The organism is Enterobacter cloacae complex sp. SHL018 (assembly GCF_049237905.1).
In the GTDB taxonomy this organism is placed as follows: Bacteria; Pseudomonadota; Gammaproteobacteria; order Enterobacterales; family Enterobacteriaceae; genus Enterobacter; species Enterobacter hormaechei_C.
The window spans coordinates 724,116-747,052 of the sequence record NZ_JBMKJE010000001.1 but is presented as its reverse complement, the minus strand read 5'-3'; the positions used below and the strand labels follow the sequence as shown (position 1 = coordinate 747,052).

The window sequence follows — 22,937 nt, the reverse complement described above, 5'->3', positions numbered from 1 at the left end:
TTTTCAGGGAGTGCCTGTTTCCCAGCCACCTCGACAGGTCGTAAACAGCCCCGCAGGCACGCGACCGAGTACAATTTCATGCGCCCCCTGCCAGCGGGCAAATTCACTGAGCGCAGTCGTTAACCCTTTTTCCAGGCCAGCCGTCACCTTTATGCCCTCTTCAAGCCAGAGCGCGATAATTTCAAGCATGCCGGTTTTACGGTGCATTTTAGCGTCCATGCGCCCGACTAGCTGGCCTTTGTGCAGCAGCGGCAAAACAAAATAACCATACTGCCGCCTGGGCGCCGGAGTGTAGCATTCCAGACGGTAGCTGAAATTAAACAACTGCCCGGCCCGCTTTCTGTCCCAGACAACGGGGTCGAACGGCGACAGCACGGCACTGTGGGTCGCCTGGAGTTTGCCCTCCTGCGCCTGCGCCAGCAGAGGGAACAAATCCGCATGCAACCACATTTCACCTAACGACTCTACCGAGACCGGCATGACGCGCTGTTCGCGCTGCCACGATTCCAGCAGTGGTTTTAGCTGCGGCTGACGCAGACGATAATAATCCGCCAGCCACTGTGGGCGGAAGATGCCAAGGCTGCGGGCGCTGTTCCCGAGCATGATGGCTTCGGCTGCGTCCTGAGACAGCAGGTCACGCGTATCGTCCCAGTGAGGCATAACACGGTGCGTGAGGTCATAGACGCGCTGAAAGTTGCGGCGCTCGACCACCATCACTTTGCCCGACGTAAACAGCCCTTCAAGATGGCGTTTGTGCGGTTTCCACTCCCACCATCCGCTTGCGCCTTTTCGCGGGTGTTCAAAATCCGCGGAGCGTACCGGCCCGTTTTCCTGAATATGGGCAATCAGTTGCTCTATTTCATCCGCGTGTTCCACCATCCACTCCGGACGGTATTTCCAGCCCATTTTGTCCGGGGCGAGCATGCGGTGACGCATCAGGGCAAAATCGCTTCGCGGGAGAAAACAGGCTTCATGCGCCCAGTATTCCATCAGTTCGCCCTGATTTAGCGCATTATCCAGCCACTGCGGAGGATAGTTTCCCAGGCGGCTAAACAGGACCAGATACGGGCTACGCGCCACGATGTTAATGGTGTCGATTTGCAGCAACGACATGCGTTGCACGGTAGAGAGGATATCAGCTGGCTGCGCGCGGCGGCGGGGCTTTTTCAGAAGCCCCTGGGCGGCAAGATGCAGGTTTCGTGCGGCTGCAAGTGAGAATTGCGGTAGAGACATGCGTTTTCCTGTCAGTCAAAGCGCCACCGGAACCGCGTAGAAGTTACTGCACTAACGCGAGCAGTTCCTTGAGCAAATGTTCCGGCTGTTCGCCGCTGAGTTCAGCGTCAACCGGCAGATACCACCAGTTTTCCTTCGCAAAGGCCCGGCATTTTACCGCGTCTTTTTCCGTCATGATCAGCGTCTGTCCCGGCGCTGCCAGCCTTTCAACCTCTTCGGCAACTAACGCCTGGTGATCGGCCAGCGGCACCCGTTTATCAAGCTTTGCGCCGCACTGCTCCAGCGTTGCGAAGAAACGCGGCGGATGACCTATACCGGCCATCGCAACCAGATGTTCCAGTTGCGCGACGTCTTTACGCACGCCGGTCAACATATTCACGGCCTGTCCGGGACGAAGATGCATCGGGATTTCGCCCGCTCTGGCTTCACCACCGTTTACAATCACAGCATCGACGCTCTTCAGGCGCGACGCACGCTCACGCATTGGACCGGCTGGCAGCCACCAGCCGTTGCCAAAACGCCGCACGCCGTCAATGACCACGATCTCTTTGTCACGCGCCAGCGCGTAATGCTGCAAACCATCATCGGTAATAACGATTTGTACGTCATGCTCCGCAAGCAGTGCCTTCACGGCATCACTGCGCACCGGCGATACCGCAACCGGCGCGCCGGTACGCTGGTAAATCAGTACCGGCTCATCACCGGCTTCAGCGGTTGTCGTAGCTGGGCTCAGCACCAGTGGATACTGCGCCGCTTTACCACCGTAACCGCGTGAGACAACTCCCGGGCGGATACCGCGCCTCTGGAGCTGTTCTACCAGCCAGATCACCACCGGGGTTTTGCCGTTTCCACCCGCCGTCAGGTTGCCGACCACCACCACAGGTACCGGTGCGCGCCAGGCGCGCTTGATCCCGAGGCGGTAAAGCAGACGAATAGCACCGCTCACCAGGCCATACAGCCAGGAGAGCGGGAGAAGCAGCACCCACAGAGGGGATTCACCCGACCAGATGCGTGCAATCATTGACCGAACTGCATTTTATGAAGCTGCGCGTAAACACCACGCTGTTCCAGCAGGTCCGCATGGCTGCCGCGTTCAACGATCACGCCATCTTCCACCACCACGATTTCGTCAGCCTGTTCGATGGTCGACAGACGGTGCGCAATAACCAGCGAGGTACGGTTTTTCTGTAATTCATCCAGAGCAGACTGGATAGCGCGTTCAGATTCCGTATCCAGTGCGGACGTTGCTTCATCGAGGATCAGAATCGGGCTGTTGCGCAGCAGCGCACGGGCAATCGCGATACGCTGACGCTGACCACCGGAAAGCAGCACCCCGTTTTCGCCAATGATCGTATCCAGACCGTTATCCATTTTGTTAATGAAGTCCATCGCATAGGCCATACGCGCCGCATTCTCAATCTCTTCACGGCTGTACTCTTCGGTACGGGCATACGCAATGTTGTTCGCCACCGTATCGTTGAACAGATGCACGTTCTGCGAGACCAGCGCGACCTGGTTACGCAGCGACTGGAGGGTATATTCCCGCAGGTCGTGACCATCAAGCAGGATCTCGCCCTGGTCGATATCGTAGAAACGGGTAATCAGGCTGGCAATGGTCGACTTGCCCGAACCGGAACGACCGACCAGCGCAACGGTTTTACCCGCCGGGATGGACAGGCTGATATCACGCAGCGCCGGCACTTCACGGCCTGGATAGGTAAAGGTGACGTTACGGAATTCCAGGTCGCCTTTAGCGCGCTCGATCACGCGTGTACCTTCATCTTTTTCCTGTTCGGAATCGAGGATGCTGAACAGCGTCTGACAGGCTGCCATCCCGCGCTGGAACTGGGCGTTGACGTTAGTCAGCGATTTCAGCGGACGCATCAGCGCAATCATGGATGAGAACACCACCGTAATGGTACCCGCAGTCAGGGTTTCCATGACGCTCGGGAAACTGGCGGCATACAAGACGAAGGCCAGGGCCAGAGAGGCAATCAGCTGAATGATCGGATCGGAAATCGACGAGGCCGATACCATTTTCATTCCTTGCAGGCGCATTCTGTTGCTGACCTTGTCAAAGCGTTTGGTTTCGACTTCCTGACCGCCGAAAATCAACACTTCCTTATGGCCTTTCAGCATCTGCTCGGCGCTGGTAGTCACCTGCCCCATCGTATTCTGCATATTTTTACTGATGTTGCGAAAACGCTTTGATACCACGCGGATCGCGATGGAGACAATCGGCGCCAGCACAATAAGGATCAGCGACAGTTGCCAGCTGTAATAGAACATCATCGCGAACAGGCCGATGATGGATGCGCCTTCACGCACAACGGTAATCAGTGCGCTGGAAGAGGACGACGCCACCTGCTCTGAATCGTATGTAATACGCGACAGCAGGGTGCCGGTTGACTGTTTGTCAAAGAATGAGACCGGCATCCCCATCATATGGCTGAACAGCCGGCGGCGCATGGTCATCACCACTTTACCGGATACCCAGGAGATGCAGTAGCTGGATACATAGCTGGAGATTCCGCGTAAGATCATCAGCCCAATAACCACCAGCGGCATCCATAGCAGCACTGAACGATCCGTTTTACCGAAACCGTCATCCAGTAACGGTTTGAGAAGCGATAACATAAACGTATCGCTGGCTGCGTTGAGGATTAACGCTACGCCCGCCACGATCAAGCCTGCTTTGAAAGGAGCAATCATCGGCCAGAGCCGGCGGAACGTTTGCCACGTGGAGAGATCTTTGTCGTTATGCATTCAAAAAACCAGCATTTGTTGAAATAGCCGCATATTCTACCCGTTATCTACGGGCGCGCCAAACCACTGATGATACCAACGCGGTAAATAGTGTTCGCGTAAGCGACGAATTTGCCGACTATGGTGCGAAAAGGTCACAGATATCTGCCCGGAATGCGGGGTATCAAGCCAGAGATATCCCTCCGTTCGATAGCGCCGGACCACTTTAATAGAAGGGAAACGCCACGCGTTATAGCGAGCCATCGAGGCCAGCGAAACCTGCCCCTCTACGCGCTGTAGCAACGGTGTTGAAGATGACGTGTTACTTCCATGATGCGGCACCTGAATCAGTGTAGACGCAAGCTGACGCCAGCGGTGGCTCAGCATTGCCAGTTCTGCCTGCGCTTCAATGTCTCCGGTCAGTAAAACGCTCTGTTCGCCGTCATCGATTTTTACCACGCAGGAGCGGTTGTTACCTTTCGCCGAGGTGTTTTCGGGTGGCCAGTGCACGGAGAACGTTAAACCCTGCCACTGCCATCGCTGTCCTCGAAAGCACGGAAGATGTCCGGACCAGGATAAGGGGCTCCTGATCCACATTGCGGGCCAGGCAGCTTTTAGCGATGCCAGTCCCCCCGCGTGGTCGAGATGTTCATGGCTCAGGATCGCCCCTTCCGGTTTCAGATGATGCCAGCGTAGCCAGGGGATAATCAGCTGCTGCGCACTGTCCCCACCGGGCCATGCCAGCCCGGTGTCATACAGAATGGCCTTGCCGTGACGCTCAATGACCATCGCCAGCCCCTGCCCTACATCCAGCATATGCAGGGACCAGCTGTCTGTTTTAACCCTGTGCCAGAGGGGAAAGGCCAGCACCACGCTGCCTGCCAGACAGACTGCGGGTGCTGCGCTGAAGGCCCTGAATCGCCAGCCAATGACCAGCAGCCACGGCAGTAACGTCAGGTATTGCCAGCGTTCATCAACGTCCTGCCAGCCATTCGGTAAACGCATCAATAGCCAGAAAAGCCCTGCCAGAGATTTATCAGTAGCCAGCCAGACGATACTTTCCAGCGCAGCGACCGGAAACAGATGCAGAAACATGCCGAGTAGGATCAGCGGAACTGAGATAAACGTGACCAGAGGAACGGCAAACAGGTTCGCCACCAGCGAGGAGAGGCTGAAACCATGGAAAATCAGGACCTGAAGCGGCAACAGAAGCAGCAGCATTCCGACCTGCAAATACAACAGCGTAACCAGCGGCCGCAGGCACCGGCCACGTTGCCAGTGCGGGAGAGGCAACCACTGATACCAAAAAATAAGCGCGGCGACCGCAAACGCTGACAACGCCAGGCTTTGTGACAGGACCGCTAGTGGATCGAAAACCAAGATCGCCGCCACGCAGGTAAGCCATACCTGCCAGGGCGACCACTGGCGACCACTCATTTTTAATGCAGCCAGTACCACAAGCGCGATAACCGTGCGCAGCGCGGGCGGCTGCAAGCCCGTTAGCCATGCGTAAAACGCGGCAAAAATCAGCCCTGCCAGCAAGGGGATTTGCCAGATAATCCAGCGGCCCGTCAGGAAGAACTGAATGCCCCGCGCCAGAAACCAGATGACAGAAGCGGCCAGCGCAATATGTAGTCCCGAGATTGCCATCAGATGCATCGTTCCGGTATCACGCATCAGGTTTTTTATCTCCCGCGAGACCGATAGCCGCTCCCCCATCCCCAGCCCCAGGATCACGGGTCCCCACTGATATGCTGAAAGAGTATTCTGTAGTGATGTCAGGTATTGCGCACGCAGACTACAGCCTTCGTCAACGAGCGCCGCATGGGTAAACCGTCCACTCAGCGTCTGGTGTCGGGCAAAGGCATTTTTCTGTGAATCATAGCCGCCATCGTTGAGTTCTCCGTGTACCGCCCTGAGCCGCAGGGTCATTGCCCAGCGTTGACCCACGCAGACGTTTTGCGGCAGATAGTTGCCATACAGCGCCACGCCCATGGCAGCCCATACGCGTTCTCCATTGAGGCTGACAATCTTTCCCTGATGCATCGTTGCGCCGTCCGTTGCGGTAATGACCACCTCGGCCTGCTGCGGTGCTTGCGTTAAATAGTTCATCGGCCACACGCTTTCCTGAGCGGCCAGGATCCCCCAGCACATAAAAAGCAATGCGAGGCCTGAAAACCTGAGCCATTTTCTCTGCTGTACGGATAACGCAATTCCTGCGGCAATCAGCAACCAGACAAGATGCACATCTGGCAAAACGGGTAACCAAAAGAGCGGGATTATGGCCAGAATGGCGCACATACTGATAACGTGGATCCCCATCTTCACCTCCATGTTTCAGGCGATTATGCGGCGGGACTGATGCGTCGTCAGACAGAAAAGGCGTGATTTACAGCGGGCGCTGCAACGTTTTTAAGCGTTTACAGCAAAGAGAAAATTTAAATGCGGCGCGTATTCAGAAATGCAGGGGCGGGATACAAAAAAAGCACCCTAAGGTGCTTTCTTTAAACTCAGTTTAACCCTGATGATTAAACTCAGTTACCGTAAATATTGGCGCGATCGCGCAGTTCTTTACCCGGCTTAAAGTGCGGAACATACTTTCCTTCCAGCTCCACTTTATCGCCAGTCTTCGGGTTACGCCCGGTACGTGGTGCACGATAGTGCAGAGAAAAACTACCGAAACCGCGGATTTCAATGCGCTCGCCCTGGGCAAGAGTGGTAGCCATATGCTCCAGCATCTCTTTAACGGCATCTTCCACAGCCTTGGCAGGGATATGCGGTTGCTGACTGGCAAGTCTTTCAATCAATTCTGACTTGGTCATGATTCCTCCGGTTCCTTTCAAACCCATTAGCTGAACAGCTTATTAAACAAGGGCGGCCGTAGCCGCCCTTTGTTATTGATTACAGGACGAATCCTGCAATCTGTCAAGTCTGCTCTCCATCCTTCGCGCTGTAAATGCGTTACAGCTCAAATGATGGTGCGAACCTGAACTTACTCGCCTTTAGCTGCTTTGAAAGCTTCAGCCATTGCGTTGTTAGAGAAGTTTGCATCTTCCTGTTTGTTCACAGTTGCGATTGCATCTTTCTCATCAGCTTCGTCTTTAGCACGAACAGACAGGCTGATTGCACGGTTCTTACGGTCAACACCGGTGAACTTAGCTTCAACGTCGTCACCAACGCTCAGAACCAGAGTTGCATCTTCAACGCGGTCACGTGAAGCTTCGGAAGCGCGCAGGTAACCTTCAACGCCGTCAGCCAGTTCTACGGTTGCGCCTTTAGCGTCAACAGCAGTCACTTTACCGTTTACGATTGCGCCTTTCTTGTTCAGTGCAACCCAGTTGTTGAACGGATCTTCTGCGAGCTGTTTAACGCCCAGGGAGATACGCTCACGCTCTGCGTCAACTTGCAGAACAACTGCTGCGATTTCGTCGCCTTTTTTGTATTCACGAACTGCTTCTTCGCCTGCAACGTTCCAGGAGATGTCAGACAGGTGAACCAGGCCATCGATGCCGCCGTCCAGGCCGATGAAGATACCGAAGTCAGTGATAGACTTGATTTTACCTTCAACACGGTCGCCCTTGTTGTGGGTTTCCGCGAACTGCTGCCATGGGTTGTTTTTGCACTGCTTCAGGCCCAGGGAGATACGACGACGTTCTTCGTCGATATCCAGAACCATCACTTCCACTACATCACCAACGTTAACAACTTTGGATGGGTGGATGTTTTTGTTGGTCCAGTCCATTTCGGAAACGTGCACCAGACCTTCAACGCCTTCTTCGATTTCAACGAAGCAGCCGTAGTCAGTCAGGTTGGTAACGCGACCAGTCAGTTTAGTACCTTCTGGGTAACGCTTAGCGATAGCTACCCATGGATCTTCGCCCAGCTGTTTCAGGCCGAGGGATACACGAGTACGCTCGCGGTCGAACTTCAGCACTTTAACAGTGATTTCGTCGCCCACGTTCACGATTTCGCTTGGGTGCTTAACGCGTTTCCACGCCATGTCGGTGATGTGCAGCAGGCCATCAACGCCGCCCAGGTCAACGAATGCGCCGTAGTCAGTGAGGTTCTTAACGATACCTTTGACTTCCATGCCTTCCTGCAGGTTTTCCAGCAGCTGATCGCGTTCTGCGCTGTTTTCGGATTCGATAACGGCACGACGGGAAACAACAACGTTGTTACGCTTCTGGTCCAGCTTGATTACTTTGAACTCAAGCTCTTTGCCTTCGAGGTGCAGGGTGTCACGGACTGGACGAACGTCTACCAGAGAACCTGGCAGGAACGCACGAATACCATTCAGCTCAACAGTGAAGCCACCTTTAACTTTGCCGTTGATAACACCGACCACAGTTTCAGCTTCTTCGTAAGCTTTTTCCAGCGTGATCCATGCTTCGTGACGTTTAGCTTTCTCACGAGACAGCAGGGTTTCGCCGAAGCCGTCTTCTACTGCGTCCAGAGCAACGTCAACTTCGTCACCAACCTGGATTTCCAGCTCGCCCTGGGCGTTTTTGAACTGCTCAGCCGGGATGGCAGACTCAGATTTCAGACCGGCGTCAACCAGTACAACGTCTTTGTCGATAGCAACAACAACGCCACGAACGATGGAACCCGGACGGGTTTCGATTTCTTTTAAGGATTCTTCAAACAGTTGAGCAAAAGATTCAGTCATGTTTAATCTTCAGGTTAATATTAACGTCCACCTGGCTCCGTGCCGGATGGGGTTGTTTCACATACCCGCCGTCAATCCCTTGCAGCGGGGGTACTGCTAAATCGGTCGCGATTACGCGAGTGCCAGTTTTTGGCGCGCATATTGTAGCGCTTTTTCAATCACTTGCTCAATAGTTAAACTGGTTGAATCCAGCACTAATGCGTCTTGCGCGGGAACAAGTGGTGCGACGGCGCGGTTACGATCGCGGTCATCGCGCTCTTTTATCTCGGATAAAAGGCGATCAAAGTTAACACTAAACCCCTTTTCCTGCAACTGAAGCATGCGGCGTTGAGCACGTTCTTCTGAAGAGGCGTCAAGGAAAATTTTCACTGGCGCATCGGGGAATACCACGGTTCCCATGTCGCGGCCGTCGGCGATCAGCCCCGGCGCTTCACGGAAACCGCGCTGGCGACGTAACAGCGCTTCACGAACGCGTGGGAAAGCCGCCACCTGAGAGGCCGCATTGGCCACTTCCTGGGTACGGATTTCACCGCTGACATCTTCCCCTTCCAGGATCACTTCAAGGTTGCCATCGGTCGAGACAAAGCGCACATCCAGATGCGCAGCCAGCGGTACCAGCGCTTCTTCAGACGCAACATCCACATGATGATGCAGCGCAGCCAGCGCCAGCACGCGATAGATTGCTCCCGAATCTAAAAGATGCCATTGCAATGCTTCCGCCATCGCTTTGCACAGAGTACCTTTCCCTGCGCCACTTGGCCCATCAATGGTGATTACCGGGGCAATTGCCGTCATCTTTTTCTCCTTAATTAAGGCATACCGTTTACATGAACGCCGCGCATTATACGCGCCAACGTGCGCAACTGTTACCTTTGCGTGCAAATTACGGAATGATTGAAGCAGAGTGTAGAAGAAATGAAAGAGGATGAGTGTCAGAAAGCGTAAGGAAATGCCGCATCAGGTGATGCGGCATACGATCATCAGGCCAGGGTGCTAATGCGCGCCAGCTGTTCGAAGTAGTCCGGGAACGTTTTTGCCGTACACTTCGGATCAAGGATAGTGACTGGCGTATCTGACAACGCCACCAGCGAGAAACACATCGCCATGCGGTGATCGTTGTAGGTGCCAATTTCTGCAAATTGCAGTTTTGCCGGCGGCGTGACGCGAATGTAGTCTTCGCCCTCTTCTACCTCGGCCCCCACTTTACGCAGCTCGGTTGCCATCGCGAACAGGCGGTCCGTCTCTTTCACACGCCAGTTGTAAATGTTTCGCAGCGTGGTGGTGCCTTTCGCAAACAGCGCAGCGGTGGCAATGGTCATCGCCGCATCCGGAATATGGTTCATATCCATATCGATGGCGTTCAGCTCACCGTAGGTGCAGGAGATGAAGTCATCGCCCCAGGTCACCACCGCGCCCATTTTTTCCAGCACGTCAGCAAAACGGATATCGCCCTGCACGCTGTTGCGGCCAATGCCCGTCACTTTAACCGTACCGCCTTTAATCGCGCCTGCGGCAAGGAAATAGGAGGCGGATGAAGCATCGCCTTCAACCAGGTAGTGGCCCGGGGACTGATACTGCTGCGCTCCGCGCACCACGAAACGCTGATAAGACTGGTTTTCCACCTCAACACCAAAGGTGTTCATCAGGTGCAGGGTGATATCAATGTACGGCTTAGAAACCAGGTCGCCTTTAATGCTGATGACGGTGTCCTGTGGTGCCAGCGGTGCGGTCATCAGCAGCGCGGTCAGGAACTGGCTGGAAACGCTACCGTCAACCTCAACATTGCCGCCAGTGAATCCCCCGCGCAGACGCAGGGGCGGGTAATTTTCCTGCTCAAGATAATCAATCTGCGCGCCGCCCTGACGCAGGGCATCCACCAGATGGCCGATCGGACGCTCTTTCATTCGCGGCTCACCGGTCAGCACAATATCGTTACTCCCCAGACACAGCGCTGCGGCCAGAGGACGCATCGCGGTACCGGCGTTACCCAGGAAAAGCTCCAGCGCTTCAGCAGAATGTAACGCGCCGCCGTTACCGGTGACTTCACAACGGGTACGATCGTCAGACAGCGCGTACTGAACGCCCAACGCTTTCAGTGCATTGAGCATATGGCGCACGTCATCGCTGTCCAGCAGATTAGTGAGGACGGTGGTGCCGTTTGCCAGAGCTGCCAGCAGCAGAGCGCGGTTCGAGACACTTTTTGAACCAGGCAGATTAATGGTGCCATCTACCCGCGCGATAGGTTGTAACGTCAGGGATTCCATGAAACTCAACTCTCAACTCAACATAATAAAAACCCCGCAGGAACGCTGCGGGGGTGAAAAACAGCCAATTAACCGTGACGACGTTCGAAGTCGATCATGAAATCAGTCAGGGCTTTAACGCCCTCCAGCGGCATGGCGTTATAGATAGAGGCGCGCATTCCGCCTACCACACGGTGGCCTTTCAGCGCATGCAGACCCGCCGCGAAGGACTCTTCCAGGAACACGTTATCCAGGTTGCGGTCCGCCAGCTGGAACGGCACGTTCATGCGCGAACGGTTAGTTTTGGCGACATCGTTACGGTAGAAATCGCTCTTGTCGATCACGCCGTACAGCAGTTCAGCCTTTTGCTGATTGATCTTATCCATCTGCGCCACACCGCCTTTTTGCTTCAGCCATTTGAAGACCAGGCCGGAGAGATACCAGGCAAACGTTGGTGGGGTGTTGAACATGGAATCGTTGTCGTTCAGGACGGTGTAATCCAGAATTGACGGGCAAGACTTATGGGCTTTCCCCAGCAGGTCTTCACGCACAATAACGATAGTCAGACCCGCAGGACCGATGTTTTTCTGGGCACCCGCGTAGATGACGCCGTAGCGGCTGACATCCAGCGGGGTGGACAGAATGGTTGAAGAGAGATCCGCCGTCACAATGACATTTTCGCCAAAGTCTGGCTCTTCGTGAATGGCAATACCGTCGATGGTTTCGTTCGGGCAGTAGTGAAGATACGCGGCGTTGTCAGAAAGCTGCCACTCACTCATCGGCTTCACGGCGCGCAGACCGTCAACGGTCACTTTGGCATCGATGACATTCGGCGTGCAATATTTGTGCGCTTCTTTTACCGCACTGGCCGCCCAGTAGCCGGCATCAACGTAATCAGCGGTGGTTTTGTCGCCCAGTAGATTGAGCGGGATACCCGCAAACTGGCCGCGTCCACCGCCGTGACAGAACAATACTTTGTAGTTCGAGGGAATGTTCAGCAGATCGCGAAAATCCTTTTCTGCTTCTTCCGCCACCTGAATAAACGCTTTACCCCGGTGGCTGACTTCCATCACCGACGTACCCAGACCGTTCCAGTCACACAGCTCCTGTTGAGCCTGTTTGAGCACGTCTGCCGGTAACATTGCCGGACCTGAACTGAAATTAAAGACTTGAGCCATTTCCCCTCACCACGCTAAAAGCCATAAGTTATAACTGTGGATATCGGTTTTATCATTCAGTGACACGCGCCGCAATGTCTAAAACTGATGGCCGAAGAAATGTGCCCCTCGTCACACAATACAATCTGCCGTACCGTTGTCACAAAACCGACAAAATCGCTGTCAGGTGTTACGTTTAGCCCGGCTAACCTTCGTCCATTCTGGATTCGTACAGCGGGGGCATAATTGATGTTCGCCCGCCTGCATAACCACGACATGACTACATTTTATGCAGGCGTACTCGCCCGCTTCAGGTACAGTTTTGTATCGCTCGATGAGCATATCCGGCAGGATGCACAGGCCGGGCTTCACCTCATCGTCGGAATAGTAATAGACGCTGATTTGACCATTCGTTTCCATAATCGCCAGACGCACCTGCCCCAGTTGCTCAACGCTGCTCAAACGGAGTTCCATAAAGAACTCAAACTCCGTCATATTGGCGCTTTGCACATTCTCCCAGGCCAGTTGACCATCTTCGACAATCACCACCGGCTTCCCTTCGAGCAGATCTTCCAGTTTCTCACTTTTCGACATCAGCCACATGACCAGCCGGTACAACAGTGCAAGCGTCACGAAGACGATAAAGACCGGCACCATCGGCACATCGTCATAAAAGGCAACGTCCCCTGCCGCCGACCCCAGCGTCAGGATGATCAGCACTTCAAACAGCGACATCTGCCGCACGCCGCGACGTCCGGTGATTTTCAGAAACAGGAAAACGAGTACAAAGGTGTACAGGCTGCGCAGCGCTACTTCGCCTAAAAACTCAGGAGGGACTTTATCAAACGCCATCCGCTGGAGATCGAAAGCTTTCATTTTTTTATGCCTTAACAGTAGGTTACTGCTTATAAGCATAGTCCAGCCATTTATTTTCGCCGGAGATAGCACCCGTCACGCAAAACCCGTATCATTGCGCGCTTTACGTACGATAAAAGTGAACGCCATGACTCAAACGTTTATCCCCGGCAAAGACGCCGCTCTGGAAGATTCCATCGCTCGCTTCCAGCAGAAACTGACCGACCTGGGCTTTAATATCGAAGAAGCCTCCTGGCTGAATCCGGTGCCTCACGTCTGGTCCGTGCATATTCGCGACAAAGACTGTGCGCTGTGCTTTACCAACGGTAAAGGCGCGACCAAAAAAGCGGCGCTGGCCTCTGCGCTGGGTGAGTATTTTGAGCGTCTGTCCACCAACTACTTCTTCGCCGACTTCTGGCTGGGCGAAACTATTGCCAACGGTCCGTTCGTTCACTATCCGAACGAAAAATGGTTCCCGCTGACCGAAAACGATGAACTGCCGGAAGGCATTCTCGATGCCCGCCTGCGCGCGTTCTACGATCCGGAAAACGAACTGACCGGCAGCATGTTGATCGACCTGCAATCCGGCAATGAGGATCGTGGGATCTGCGCCCTGCCGTTCACCCGTCAGTCTGACGAGCAGACCGTTTATATCCCGATGAACATCGTCGGCAACCTGTATGTGTCTAACGGCATGTCTGCCGGTAATACCCGCAACGAAGCGCGCGTGCAGGGATTGTCTGAAGTTTTCGAGCGTCATATCAAAAACCGCATTATTGCTGAATCCATCAGCCTGCCGGAGATCCCGGCTGACGTGCTGGCGCGCTACCCGGGCGTGGTGGAATCCATCGCCAAACTGGAAGCAGAAGGTTTCCCAATCTTTGCTTATGACGGCTCTCTGGGCGGCAAATATCCGGTTATCTGCGTGGTACTGTTCAACCCGGCAAATGGCACCTGTTTCGCCTCCTTCGGCGCGCACCCGGACTTCGGCGTGGCGTTGGAGCGTACCGTAACCGAACTGCTGCAAGGTCGTAGCCTGAAAGATCTCGATGTCTTTACTCCGCCAACCTTTGATGACGAAGAAGTCGCCGAGCACACCAACCTCGAAACGCACTTCATCGACTCCAGCGGTTTGATCTCCTGGGATATGTTCAAACAGGACGCGGACTATCCGTTCGTGGACTGGAGCTTTGCCGGTACGACGGAAGAAGAATTCGCCACCCTGATGGCGATCTTCAACGCGGAAGATCAGGAAGTCTACATTGCCGACTATGAACACCTCGGTGTTTACGCGTGCCGTATTATTGTGCCAGGTATGTCGGACATTTATCCGGCAGAAGATCTGTGGCTGGCGAACAACAGCATGGGCGCGCATCTGCGTGAAACCCTGCTGGCCCTGCCAGGCAGCGAGCGGGATAAAGAAGATTATCTGAACCTGATCGCCCAGCTGGACGAAGAAGGACACGATGATTTCACCCGCGTGCGCGAACTGCTGGGTCTGGCGACCGGAAAAGATAACGGCTGGTACACCCTGCGCATCGGCGAGCTGAAAGCGATGCTGGCGCTGGCGGGCGGCGATCTGGATCAGGCTTTGGCCTGGACCGAGTGGACGATGGAGTTTAACCAGTCCGTCTTCTCCGCCGAGCGCACAAACTATTACCGTTGCCTGCAAACGCTGCTCCTGCTTTCTCAGGAAGACGACCGCGAGCCATTGCAGTATCTGAACGCCTTTGTACGTATGTACGGTGCGGATGCCGTTGAAGCTGCCAGCGCGGCGCTGAGCGGTGAAGAACCATTCTACGGCCTGCAAGCGGTTGACAGCGATTTGAAAGCCTTCCCGGCGCATCAGTCACTGCTGAATGCGTATGAAAAATTGCAGAAGGCAAAAGCCGCTTACTGGTCAAAATAAGCGCATATAACATTAATGGCTGTAGGCGTATTCAATCGCCTGAGCTATATTACGGGGCAATTTCATTGCCCCTTTTTTTTTATTTTTCCGCAATGACGTTTAATTGTAATAATTAAGTTAATCGCGGGTAAATATAAAAACGCTTACCTGAGCTTTACTGTTACTAATTATAATAAATACTCCATTTTAATTAACTGTTCCACGGGAGGCTGAAGGAAAAAATTCAACTCTTTTCATAACTTTTAAAATTTATTTTTATACGGATAATCAAATACTTACTCCGCCCTTGCTGTAAAACCATACACACTGCGGGCCTATAAGCCAGGCGAGATATGATCTATATCAATTTCTCTTCTATAATGCTTTGTTAGTATCTCGTCGCCGACTTAATAAAGAGAGAGTTAGTGTGAAAGCTGACAACCCTTTTGATCTATTACTCCCCGCTGCGATGGCGAAAGTTGCCGAAGAAGCGGGTGTCTACAAAGCCACGAAACATCCGATGACGACGTTCTTTCTGGCCATTACGGCTGGGGTGTTCATCTCCATCGCTTTCGTCTTCTATATCACAGCCACCACCGGCACTGCCGGGATGCCTTTCGGCATAGCGAAACTGATTGGTGGTATTTGCTTCTCACTGGGCCTGATTCTCTGCGTCATCTGCGGCGCCGACCTCTTCACCTCAACGGTGCTGATTGTGGTGGCAAAAGCCAGCGGAAGAATTACCTGGGGTCAACTGGGGCGCAACTGGCTCAACGTTTACGTTGGCAACCTGATTGGCTGTCTGCTCTTTGTTCTGTTGATGTGGCTCTCTGGCGAGTATATGACCGCCAACGGCGGCTGGGGGCTTAACGTCCTGCAAACCGCCGACCACAAAATGCACCATACATTTATCGAAGCTGTTGCTCTCGGCATCCTCGCAAACCTGATGGTCTGCCTGGCGGTCTGGATGAGCTACTCTGGTCGTAGCCTAATGGATAAAGCCATGATTATGGTTCTGCCGGTTGCGATGTTTGTTGCCAGCGGCTTTGAGCACAGTATTGCGAATATGTTCATGATCCCGATGGGGATTGTTATCCGCAACTTTGCAAGCCCGGAGTTCTGGACTGCTGTAGGTTCAACCCCGGAAAGTTTTTCACACCTGACTATTATGAACTTCATTACTGATAACCTGATCCCCGTCACTATCGGGAACATTATCGGTGGGGGTCTGTTAGTTGGGTTGACATACTGGGTCATTTACCTGCGTGGCGGCGATCATCATTAATGGTTGTCTCAGGCAGTAAATAAAAAATCCACTTAAGAAGGTAGGTGTTACATGTCCGAGCTTAATGAAAAGTTAGCCACAGCCTGGGAAGGTTTTACGAAAGGTGACTGGCAGAATGAAGTCAACGTCCGTGACTTCATTCAGAAAAACTATACCCCGTATGAAGGTGACGAATCCTTCCTGGCTGGTGCGACTGACGCAACCACCAAGCTGTGGGACAGCGTAATGGAAGGCGTTAAACTGGAAAACCGCACTCACGCGCCAGTTGATTTTGACACCTCCGTTGCTTCTACCATCACTTCTCACGATGCTGGCTACATCAACAAAGCCCTTGAGAAAATCGTTGGTCTGCAAACTGAAGCACCACTGAAACGCGCAATCATCCCGTTCGGTGGTATCAAAATGGTTGAAGGTTCCTGCAAAGCGTATAACCGCGAGCTGGACCCAATGCTGAAAAAAATCTTCACCGAATACCGTAAAACCCATAACCAGGGCGTATTCGATGTTTACACCAAAGACATTCTGAACTGCCGTAAATCTGGCGTTCTGACCGGTCTGCCAGATGCCTATGGCCGTGGCCGTATCATCGGTGACTACCGTCGCGTTGCGCTGTACGGTATCGACTTCCTGATGAAAGACAAATACGCACAGTTCGTCTCTCTCCAGTCTGACCTGGAAAACGGCGTAAACCTGGAAGCGACTATCCGTCTGCGTGAAGAGATCGCTGAACAGCACCGTGCGCTGGGTCAGATCAAAGAGATGGCGGCTAAATACGGCTGCGATATCTCTGGTCCTGCAACCAACGCTCAGGAAGCTATCCAGTGGACCTACTTCGGCTACCTGGCCGCTGTTAAGTCTCAGAACGGTGCAGCAATGTCCTTCGGCCGCGTATCCACCTTCCTGGATGCGTACATCGAACGTGACCTGAAAGCAGGCAAAATCACCGAACAAGACGCTCAGGAAATGATTGACCACCTGGTCATGAAACTGCGTATGGTTCGCTTCCTGCGTACCCCAGAATATGATGAGCTGTTCTCTGGTGACCCAATCTGGGCAACCGAATCTATCGGCGGTATGGGCGTAGATGGCCGTACTCTGGTAACCAAAAACAGCTTCCGCTTCCTGAACACCCTGTACACCATGGGTCCTTCTCCGGAGCCGAACATCACCGTTCTGTGGTCTGAAAAACTGCCTCTGAACTTCAAGAAATTCGCCGCTAAAGTGTCCATCGACACTTCTTCTCTGCAATACGAGAACGATGACCTGATGCGTCCTGACTTCAACAACGATGACTACGCTATCGCTTGCTGCGTAAGTCCAATGGTTGTTGGTAAACAAATGCAGTTCTTCGGTGCGCGTGCAAACCTGGCGAAAACCATGCTGTACGCAATCAACGGCGGCGTTGATGAAAAACTGAAAATGCAGGTTGGTCCTAAGTCTGAACCGATCAAAGGCGACGTGCTGAACTATGACGAAGTCATGGAGCGCATGGACCACTTCATGGACTGGCTGGCTAAACAGTACGTGACCGCGCTGAACGTTATCCACTACATGCACGACAAGTACAGCTACGAAGCCTCTCTGATGGCGCTGCACGACCGTGACGTCGTTCGCACCATGGCGTGTGGTATCGCAGGTCTGTCCGTTGCTGCTGACTCCCTGTCTGCAATCAAATATGCGAAAGTTAAACCAATTCGTGACGAAGATGGTCTGGCTATCGACTTCGAAATCGAAGGCGAATATCCGCAGTTTGGTAACAACGACGCTCGCGTTGATGACATGGCGGTTGACCTGGTAGAACGTTTCATGAAGAAAATTCAGAAACTCACTACCTATCGTAACGCTATCCCGACTCAGTCTGTTCTGACCATCACCTCTAACGTTGTGTATGGTAAGAAAACCGGTAACACCCCAGACGGTCGTCGTGCTGGCGCGCCATTCGGCCCAGGTGCTAACCCAATGCACGGTCGTGACCAGAAAGGTGCGGTTGCCTCTCTGACCTCCGTTGCTAAACTGCCGTTTGCTTACGCGAAAGATGGTATCTCTTACACCTTCTCTATCGTGCCAAACGCGCTGGGTAAAGACGACGAAGTGCGTAAAACTAACCTGGCGGGTCTGATGGATGGTTACTTCCACCACGAAGCGTCCATCGAAGGTGGTCAGCACCTGAACGTGAACGTGATGAACCGTGAAATGCTGCTCGACGCGATGGAACACCCTGAGAAATATCCTCAGCTGACCATCCGCGTATCTGGCTACGCAGTACGTTTTAACTCCCTGACGAAAGAACAGCAGCAGGACGTTATTACTCGTACTTTCACTCAGTCCATGTAAGTGGAATTGACTGAAATCACGCGTTAAAAAGCGTACAATAAAGGCTCCACGCAAGTGGGGCCTTTTTAACACCCTCGCTTCATCAGTCTCTTTTGTCCGCTATCTATACTTTAATGGATAACAGCCAAAACAGACTCGACATAGCCTTTGAGCTGTGCATCTACATAGGCCCCCGGATGGGCCAAATTCGGAGATATCACCGCAATGTCAATTATTGGTCGCATTCACTCCTTTGAATCCTGTGGCACCGTCGATGGCCCGGGGATCCGCTTTATCACTTTCTTCCAGGGCTGCCTGATGCGCTGCCTGTACTGCCATAACCGTGACACCTGGGACACCCATGGCGGTAAAGAAGTCACCGTTGAAGATCTGATGAAAGAGGTGGTGACCTATCGCCACTTCATGAACGCGTCCGGCGGTGGCGTGACGGCATCCGGCGGTGAAGCCATTCTTCAGGCTGAGTTTGTGCGCGACTGGTTCCGCGCCTGCCACAAAGAAGGCATTCATACCTGCCTCGACACCAACGGCTTTGTGCGCCGTTACGATCCGGTTATTGATGAACTGCTTGAAGTGACCGATCTGGTGATGCTCGATCTCAAGCAGATGAACGATGAGATCCACCAGAATCTGGTTGGCGTTTCAAACCACCGTACGCTGGAATTTGCCAAATACATTGCCAATAAAGGCGTCAAGACCTGGATCCGCTACGTGGTGGTGCCGGGCTGGTCAGATGATGATGACTCTGCACATCGTCTGGGTGAATTTACCCGGGATATGGGTAACGTGGAGAAAATTGAACTCCTGCCCTATCACGAGCTGGGTAAACATAAATGGGTGGCGATGGGTGAAGAGTACAAACTCGATGGCGTGAAGCCGCCGAAAAAAGAGACGATGGAGCGCGTCAAAGGTATTCTTGAGCAGTATGGCCACAAGGTCATGTATTAACGAAAAGGCCCGGTGAAAACCGGGCCTTTTTATATTCTATTTAAAGACGCCGTTAATAACGGAAGTCACAATCGCCGTACTTAGCGCAATTAAGACCAGGTCGTCACCTACCACGCGCCATTCATAGCCCGGATAGGAAGGAAGCTGACCCAGCATATCGGCTGGCACGGTTTTCTTCGCAATGCCCGGAGGCAGTGGCTTACCGCGCGCCAGGTTTTTCGCAATTCCCGGAGGCAGAGAGTCGTAGCCTGTTAAGCCGTAATTCAGTGCCAGATGGCGGGCATGATCGAAGCTCACGCGAGCATCCACATCATTACCGACATCTTTGCTGTTTTTAAAGCTCTTATCCGATTTCCCAGGGTTAGCCTGACCGTTATTGTGTTTATTACCATGGTTACCAGCGTTCCCGTTACCATGATTGCCGCTATTACCTTGTCCGCCACCGTTTCCGTGACCACCACCATTCCCGTTTCCAGGATTAGCCATGGCCGGAACCGTTGCAAACGTTAAAGCCAACACTACGGCAAGTGCGGTAGTGGAAAAACGACGAGTAGACATGATTGCTGCCTTTTAGTGGTAAACTCATTTGAATTATCGCCAGGCAGTAAAAACTCACAATAAGTAAAAGTCTTATATGTGACAGGGACAAAAAAGCCTGTCATCGACAGGCTTTTAATAAGTCATGCATGGGCCACTGGCGTTGGATGTTCGCCCACTTTGCGCAGCAGCATTAACAGATAAATAAACGACACGCTGGCGATCATAATAAACAGCAGATTGTCAGAATAATTTTGCATGAGCATAGCGGTAAAAGTCGGCCCCAGTAAACTGCCGATGGTGTAACTCAGCAACAAAGCCTGGTTCATTGCAACCAACTGGTGATGCTCAACTTTCTCACAGGCCCAGGCCATCGCGACCGGATAGAGCGTAAAGCCCGCAGCTCCCAGAATGAACAGCGCAGGCGCCATTGCGGCGTTGCTGAGCATGGCGAGACAGCCCATGATGACCACGAAAACCTGGACGCGCAGCACCAGCAGACGACCAAAGCGGTCCGCCAGGCGGCCAATCGGCCACTGCCCGACAATCCCCGCGCTGACCATCACCGCCATCCAGAAACCGATCCCGGAATCACTGACGCCCTGATGGTTAAGATAGAGCGGCATCAGGCCATAGAGCGAGCCCAGCACAATCCCGGAAATAATGCAGCCGTTAACCCCCAGACGCGCCTGGCGCAGTCTCAGCATCGGCCAGACGTGGGTAGCTTCCTGATGCTCGCTGTTTTGATTCACAATGCGGGTAAAGAGCAGCGGCAGGATCGCCGCCAGAACCATGCCCGTCACCCACGGCAGCACGCTCATCAGGTCGGTTGGCAGTTTGCTGACCATCAGCTGTCCCAGAACGGTACCGACGTAGTAAACCATCATATAGGCCGCCAGCAGACGCCCGCGATTACGGGACGTTCCGCTGCACATTAGCGCACTTTCAACCACCACCCAGATCATGGCGCAGCCGACGCCCGCAATAAAGCGCCAGACCATCCAGCTCCAGAAGCCGACCATGAGGCCTAAACCGGCGCAGCCGACGGCAAAGATCAGCGACGCCAGATAATAACTGCGGTTAAAACCAAAGCGCTTAATAAGGCTGCCCGTTAATAAGGTGCCCAGCAGATTGCCCGTAAAAAAGGACGAGCTAACCATACCCACCTGCCAGGTCGGTAAGTTTTCATGGGCGAGCCATAGCGGGACGAGTGTGTTTAACACCGCGATCGCCAGGGTCAGCAAAAGCAGGCCACAGAGCAACAAAAGCACCGGGCGGGTATAGGTGGTCATGGATTAAAAACCGTGAGGAAGTTCAGATTTCGTGCGCATCATGCCACTGGCAAAAACAAAGTCAATCCACCGATTCAGGCGTCACGCACGTTATGCGCCTTGTCGATTTAAAAAACTCATCCTGCTAATGCAAAGCCTGCTACTGATATTAATTATCTATTTGTTTTTATTTATTTCCGGGAATTTTTACAACGAAACATCAGTCGAAAAATTTCATGAATGAAAAAAGAAAAGCCGGGCGCTATGTCCCGGCTTTTTATAACAAAATCTAAAATTAGCTGGCGATAGCCATACCGACCGTCATATGCAGACCGTAAAATACGCCGCGACCAATTAACTCCCCTGCCAGCACCAGCACAAAGGCCAGGGACAGTAACGGCAGCGCAGGCGAGTAACCTTTAAGCTGAGGGGCAATCCAGCACACCAGCCCCGCCGTCAGCAGCACCACACGCCAGGCCATCAGCGAACCGTAATCCGGCACCAGCGCCGAAGCCTGCTGGATAGAGCTGTGAATGGTCGCCAGCTCCGCTCCCTGCATGAGCGCGACAACGGTACTGATTACCAGCGCCAGCAGCGAGACCGCGGGCAGCAGGCGCATCGCCCAACCATTAATGCCAGCCACACGCAGCAGCAGATAACCCAGCAGCGGCCCGCCAATAAACATGGTCAGGAAGAAGCTCATCGGCGTCCAGACGCTGTACCAGGTCGGAACGGTATCGATGGTGTTGTACACCCGGACCATCATCCAGACGAAGACAACGCCCAGTACCATGGTGACGATGAGCCACAACGCGCGTAACCCTGAAGGCAGCTTTTTCAGCGCTGCCAGTAACCACCCCAGCCCACCAACGGCAAAGAAGATTGCGCCGCTGGCAATCTCGTTACTCAGCGAAGAGGCACCTACGCGGTTCAGGGAGTTGAACGCGCGCATCGGTGAGCCCAGGTGCAGCGTAGAGGCGATAAACCCAATGCCCATCAACACCCACAGGCCAAACATGCTTAACACCAAACGCTGCTGCTGTTCAGCATTGAGGTTCCCTTTTAACAGCGCCAGCGCAAGGACGATAAACCCGCCCGCCACGCACTGCCCAAAGACCGTGAAGATCATCAGCGGCCATTCATGCCATCCACTTCCCATCTCACACCTCCTTCGGGTTTGCCAGGTAGCCGGTGGTGTCACCCGTCGGACGGCTGTTGGCGTTAGGTTTAATCACAATACTCGGCTTCGTGAAGTGCGCAGACGGCAGCGGCGCGACGGCAGCAAGCTGACCGTGTTTTTTGCGCAGCTCTTCAATCGGGCCAAAGTCCAGCGCGCGCAGCGGGCAGGATTCGACGCAGATGGGCTTTTTGCCGTCCTCCACGCGGCTGTGGCAGCCGTCGCACTTGGTCATGTGGCCTTTGGCGGCATTGTACTGCGGCGCGCCGTACGGGCAGGCCATGTGGCAGTAGCGACAGCCGATGCAGACATCCTCGTCCACCACCACAAAACCGTCGTCGCGCTTGTGCATTGCCCCGCTCGGGCAGACCTTGGTGCAGGCCGGATCTTCGCAGTGGTTGCAGGCAATCGACAGGTAATAGGCGAAGACATTCTGATGCCAGACGCCGTTGTCCTCCTGCCAGTCGCCGCCCGCGTATTCATAGATACGCCGGAAGCTGACGTCCGGGGTCAGATCTTTGTAATCCTTACAGGCCAGCTCGCAGGTTTTGCACCCGGTGCAGCGGCTGGAATCAATAAAAAATCCATACTGGGTTGTCAT

At 53.7% G+C, this 22,937-nt stretch carries 18 protein-coding genes; 4 read left to right on the top strand and 14 right to left on the bottom strand.

Features of this window, described 5'->3' with window-relative positions:
• Positions 1–3 precede the first annotated feature (3 nt).
• The 10 genes from ACOTY5_RS03595 to ACOTY5_RS03550 all read right to left on the bottom strand — a co-directional run bounded on the left by ACOTY5_RS03595 (position 4) and on the right by ACOTY5_RS03550 (position 12,920).
• Positions 4–1,233, bottom strand: a complete 1,230-nt coding sequence (locus tag ACOTY5_RS03595) for a winged helix-turn-helix domain-containing protein (RefSeq protein WP_045142738.1) — start codon at positions 1,231–1,233, stop codon at positions 4–6.
• A 43-nt stretch (positions 1,234–1,276) separates the two neighbouring features.
• Positions 1,277–2,254, bottom strand: a complete 978-nt coding sequence (gene lpxK / locus ACOTY5_RS03590) for a tetraacyldisaccharide 4'-kinase (protein ID WP_045142737.1) — start codon at positions 2,252–2,254, stop codon at positions 1,277–1,279.
• Positions 2,251–3,999 carry a lipid A ABC transporter ATP-binding protein/permease MsbA gene (gene msbA / locus ACOTY5_RS03585; protein ID WP_003858227.1) on the bottom strand — a complete coding sequence of 583 codons (1,749 nt, stop codon included), beginning with the start codon at positions 3,997–3,999 and terminating at the stop codon, positions 2,251–2,253. The genes lpxK and msbA overlap by 4 nt, the downstream gene beginning before the upstream one ends.
• A gap of 36 nt (positions 4,000–4,035) precedes the next feature.
• Positions 4,036–6,300: a ComEC family protein gene (locus ACOTY5_RS03580; RefSeq protein ID WP_062934081.1), complete on the bottom strand. Its 2,265-nt coding sequence runs from the start codon at positions 6,298–6,300 to the stop codon at positions 4,036–4,038.
• Positions 6,301–6,512: 212 nt separating this feature from the next.
• Entirely contained in the window at positions 6,513–6,800 is a 288-nt protein-coding gene (gene ihfB / locus ACOTY5_RS03575; protein WP_003858233.1) for an integration host factor subunit beta, read from the bottom strand.
• A gap of 170 nt (positions 6,801–6,970) precedes the next feature.
• Positions 6,971–8,644, bottom strand: coding sequence for a 30S ribosomal protein S1 (gene rpsA, locus ACOTY5_RS03570; RefSeq protein ID WP_003858235.1), 1,674 nt, complete (start codon positions 8,642–8,644; stop codon positions 6,971–6,973).
• A gap of 111 nt (positions 8,645–8,755) precedes the next feature.
• On the bottom strand, positions 8,756–9,439 hold the full coding sequence (gene cmk, locus ACOTY5_RS03565) for a (d)CMP kinase (RefSeq protein ID WP_015570968.1): 684 nt from the start codon (positions 9,437–9,439) through the stop codon (positions 8,756–8,758).
• Positions 9,440–9,624: 185 nt separating this feature from the next.
• Entirely contained in the window at positions 9,625–10,908 is a 1,284-nt protein-coding gene (gene aroA, locus ACOTY5_RS03560) for a 3-phosphoshikimate 1-carboxyvinyltransferase (RefSeq protein ID WP_062934080.1), read from the bottom strand.
• Positions 10,909–10,976: 68 nt separating this feature from the next.
• On the bottom strand, positions 10,977–12,065 hold the full coding sequence (gene serC / locus ACOTY5_RS03555; RefSeq protein ID WP_045142552.1) for a 3-phosphoserine/phosphohydroxythreonine transaminase: 1,089 nt from the start codon (positions 12,063–12,065) through the stop codon (positions 10,977–10,979).
• Positions 12,066–12,227: 162 nt separating this feature from the next.
• Positions 12,228–12,920, bottom strand: coding sequence for a DUF421 domain-containing protein (locus tag ACOTY5_RS03550; RefSeq protein ID WP_017384830.1), 693 nt, complete (start codon positions 12,918–12,920; stop codon positions 12,228–12,230).
• A 127-nt stretch (positions 12,921–13,047) separates the two neighbouring features.
• Here ACOTY5_RS03550 and ycaO point away from each other — a divergent pair, with 127 nt between their 5' ends.
• The 4 genes from ycaO (at position 13,048) to pflA (ending at position 19,351) form a co-directional block, all read left to right on the top strand.
• Entirely contained in the window at positions 13,048–14,808 is a 1,761-nt protein-coding gene (ycaO, locus tag ACOTY5_RS03545; protein WP_421631834.1) for a 30S ribosomal protein S12 methylthiotransferase accessory factor YcaO, read from the top strand.
• Between the two features lie 406 nt (positions 14,809–15,214).
• Positions 15,215–16,072, top strand: a complete 858-nt coding sequence (gene focA / locus ACOTY5_RS03540) for a formate transporter FocA (protein ID WP_017384832.1) — start codon at positions 15,215–15,217, stop codon at positions 16,070–16,072.
• A 51-nt stretch (positions 16,073–16,123) separates the two neighbouring features.
• Positions 16,124–18,406, top strand: coding sequence for a formate C-acetyltransferase (gene pflB / locus ACOTY5_RS03535; RefSeq protein WP_015570975.1), 2,283 nt, complete (start codon positions 16,124–16,126; stop codon positions 18,404–18,406).
• Between the two features lie 204 nt (positions 18,407–18,610).
• Positions 18,611–19,351, top strand: a complete 741-nt coding sequence (gene pflA, locus ACOTY5_RS03530) for a pyruvate formate lyase 1-activating protein (RefSeq protein ID WP_003858250.1) — start codon at positions 18,611–18,613, stop codon at positions 19,349–19,351.
• Between the two features lie 36 nt (positions 19,352–19,387).
• Here pflA and ACOTY5_RS03525 read toward each other — a convergent pair whose 3' ends face one another.
• The 4 genes from ACOTY5_RS03525 to ACOTY5_RS03510 form a co-directional block, all read right to left on the bottom strand.
• The gene (locus ACOTY5_RS03525) at positions 19,388–19,909 is read right to left on the bottom strand and encodes an anti-virulence regulator CigR family protein (protein WP_045142239.1); all 522 of its coding nucleotides are present in this window, start codon (positions 19,907–19,909) and stop codon (positions 19,388–19,390) included.
• Positions 19,910–20,031: 122 nt separating this feature from the next.
• Entirely contained in the window at positions 20,032–21,180 is a 1,149-nt protein-coding gene (locus tag ACOTY5_RS03520) for an MFS transporter (protein WP_003858254.1), read from the bottom strand.
• Positions 21,181–21,454: 274 nt separating this feature from the next.
• Positions 21,455–22,318, bottom strand: coding sequence for a dimethyl sulfoxide reductase anchor subunit family protein (locus ACOTY5_RS03515; RefSeq protein WP_421631832.1), 864 nt, complete (start codon positions 22,316–22,318; stop codon positions 21,455–21,457).
• Between the two features lies 1 nt (position 22,319).
• Positions 22,320–22,937 (bottom strand): DMSO/selenate family reductase complex B subunit, encoded by a 618-nt coding sequence (locus tag ACOTY5_RS03510; protein ID WP_045142241.1) that lies wholly within the window; start codon positions 22,935–22,937, stop codon positions 22,320–22,322.

Coding starts and splice junctions, on each gene's coding strand:
- ACOTY5_RS03520 (WP_003858254.1), bottom strand. CDS start 21,180: ATGACCACCTATACCCGCCCGGTGCTTTTGTTGCTCTGTGGCCTGCTT.
- ACOTY5_RS03525 (WP_045142239.1), bottom strand. CDS start 19,909: ATGTCTACTCGTCGTTTTTCCACTACCGCACTTGCCGTAGTGTTGGCT.
- pflB (WP_015570975.1), top strand. CDS start 16,124: ATGTCCGAGCTTAATGAAAAGTTAGCCACAGCCTGGGAAGGTTTTACG.
- ACOTY5_RS03595 (WP_045142738.1), bottom strand. CDS start 1,233: ATGTCTCTACCGCAATTCTCACTTGCAGCCGCACGAAACCTGCATCTT.
- ihfB (WP_003858233.1), bottom strand. CDS start 6,800: ATGACCAAGTCAGAATTGATTGAAAGACTTGCCAGTCAGCAACCGCAT.
- rpsA (WP_003858235.1), bottom strand. CDS start 8,644: ATGACTGAATCTTTTGCTCAACTGTTTGAAGAATCCTTAAAAGAAATC.
- msbA (WP_003858227.1), bottom strand. CDS start 3,999: ATGCATAACGACAAAGATCTCTCCACGTGGCAAACGTTCCGCCGGCTC.
- ACOTY5_RS03510 (WP_045142241.1), bottom strand. CDS start 22,937: ATGACAACCCAGTATGGATTTTTTATTGATTCCAGCCGCTGCACCGGG.
- serC (WP_045142552.1), bottom strand. CDS start 12,065: ATGGCTCAAGTCTTTAATTTCAGTTCAGGTCCGGCAATGTTACCGGCA.
- ACOTY5_RS03580 (WP_062934081.1), bottom strand. CDS start 6,300: ATGGGGATCCACGTTATCAGTATGTGCGCCATTCTGGCCATAATCCCG.
- pflA (WP_003858250.1), top strand. CDS start 18,611: ATGTCAATTATTGGTCGCATTCACTCCTTTGAATCCTGTGGCACCGTC.
- ACOTY5_RS03515 (WP_421631832.1), bottom strand. CDS start 22,318: ATGGGAAGTGGATGGCATGAATGGCCGCTGATGATCTTCACGGTCTTT.
- ycaO (WP_421631834.1), top strand. CDS start 13,048: ATGACTCAAACGTTTATCCCCGGCAAAGACGCCGCTCTGGAAGATTCC.
- ACOTY5_RS03550 (WP_017384830.1), bottom strand. CDS start 12,920: ATGAAAGCTTTCGATCTCCAGCGGATGGCGTTTGATAAAGTCCCTCCT.
- aroA (WP_062934080.1), bottom strand. CDS start 10,908: ATGGAATCCCTGACGTTACAACCTATCGCGCGGGTAGATGGCACCATT.
- lpxK (WP_045142737.1), bottom strand. CDS start 2,254: ATGATTGCACGCATCTGGTCGGGTGAATCCCCTCTGTGGGTGCTGCTT.
- cmk (WP_015570968.1), bottom strand. CDS start 9,439: ATGACGGCAATTGCCCCGGTAATCACCATTGATGGGCCAAGTGGCGCA.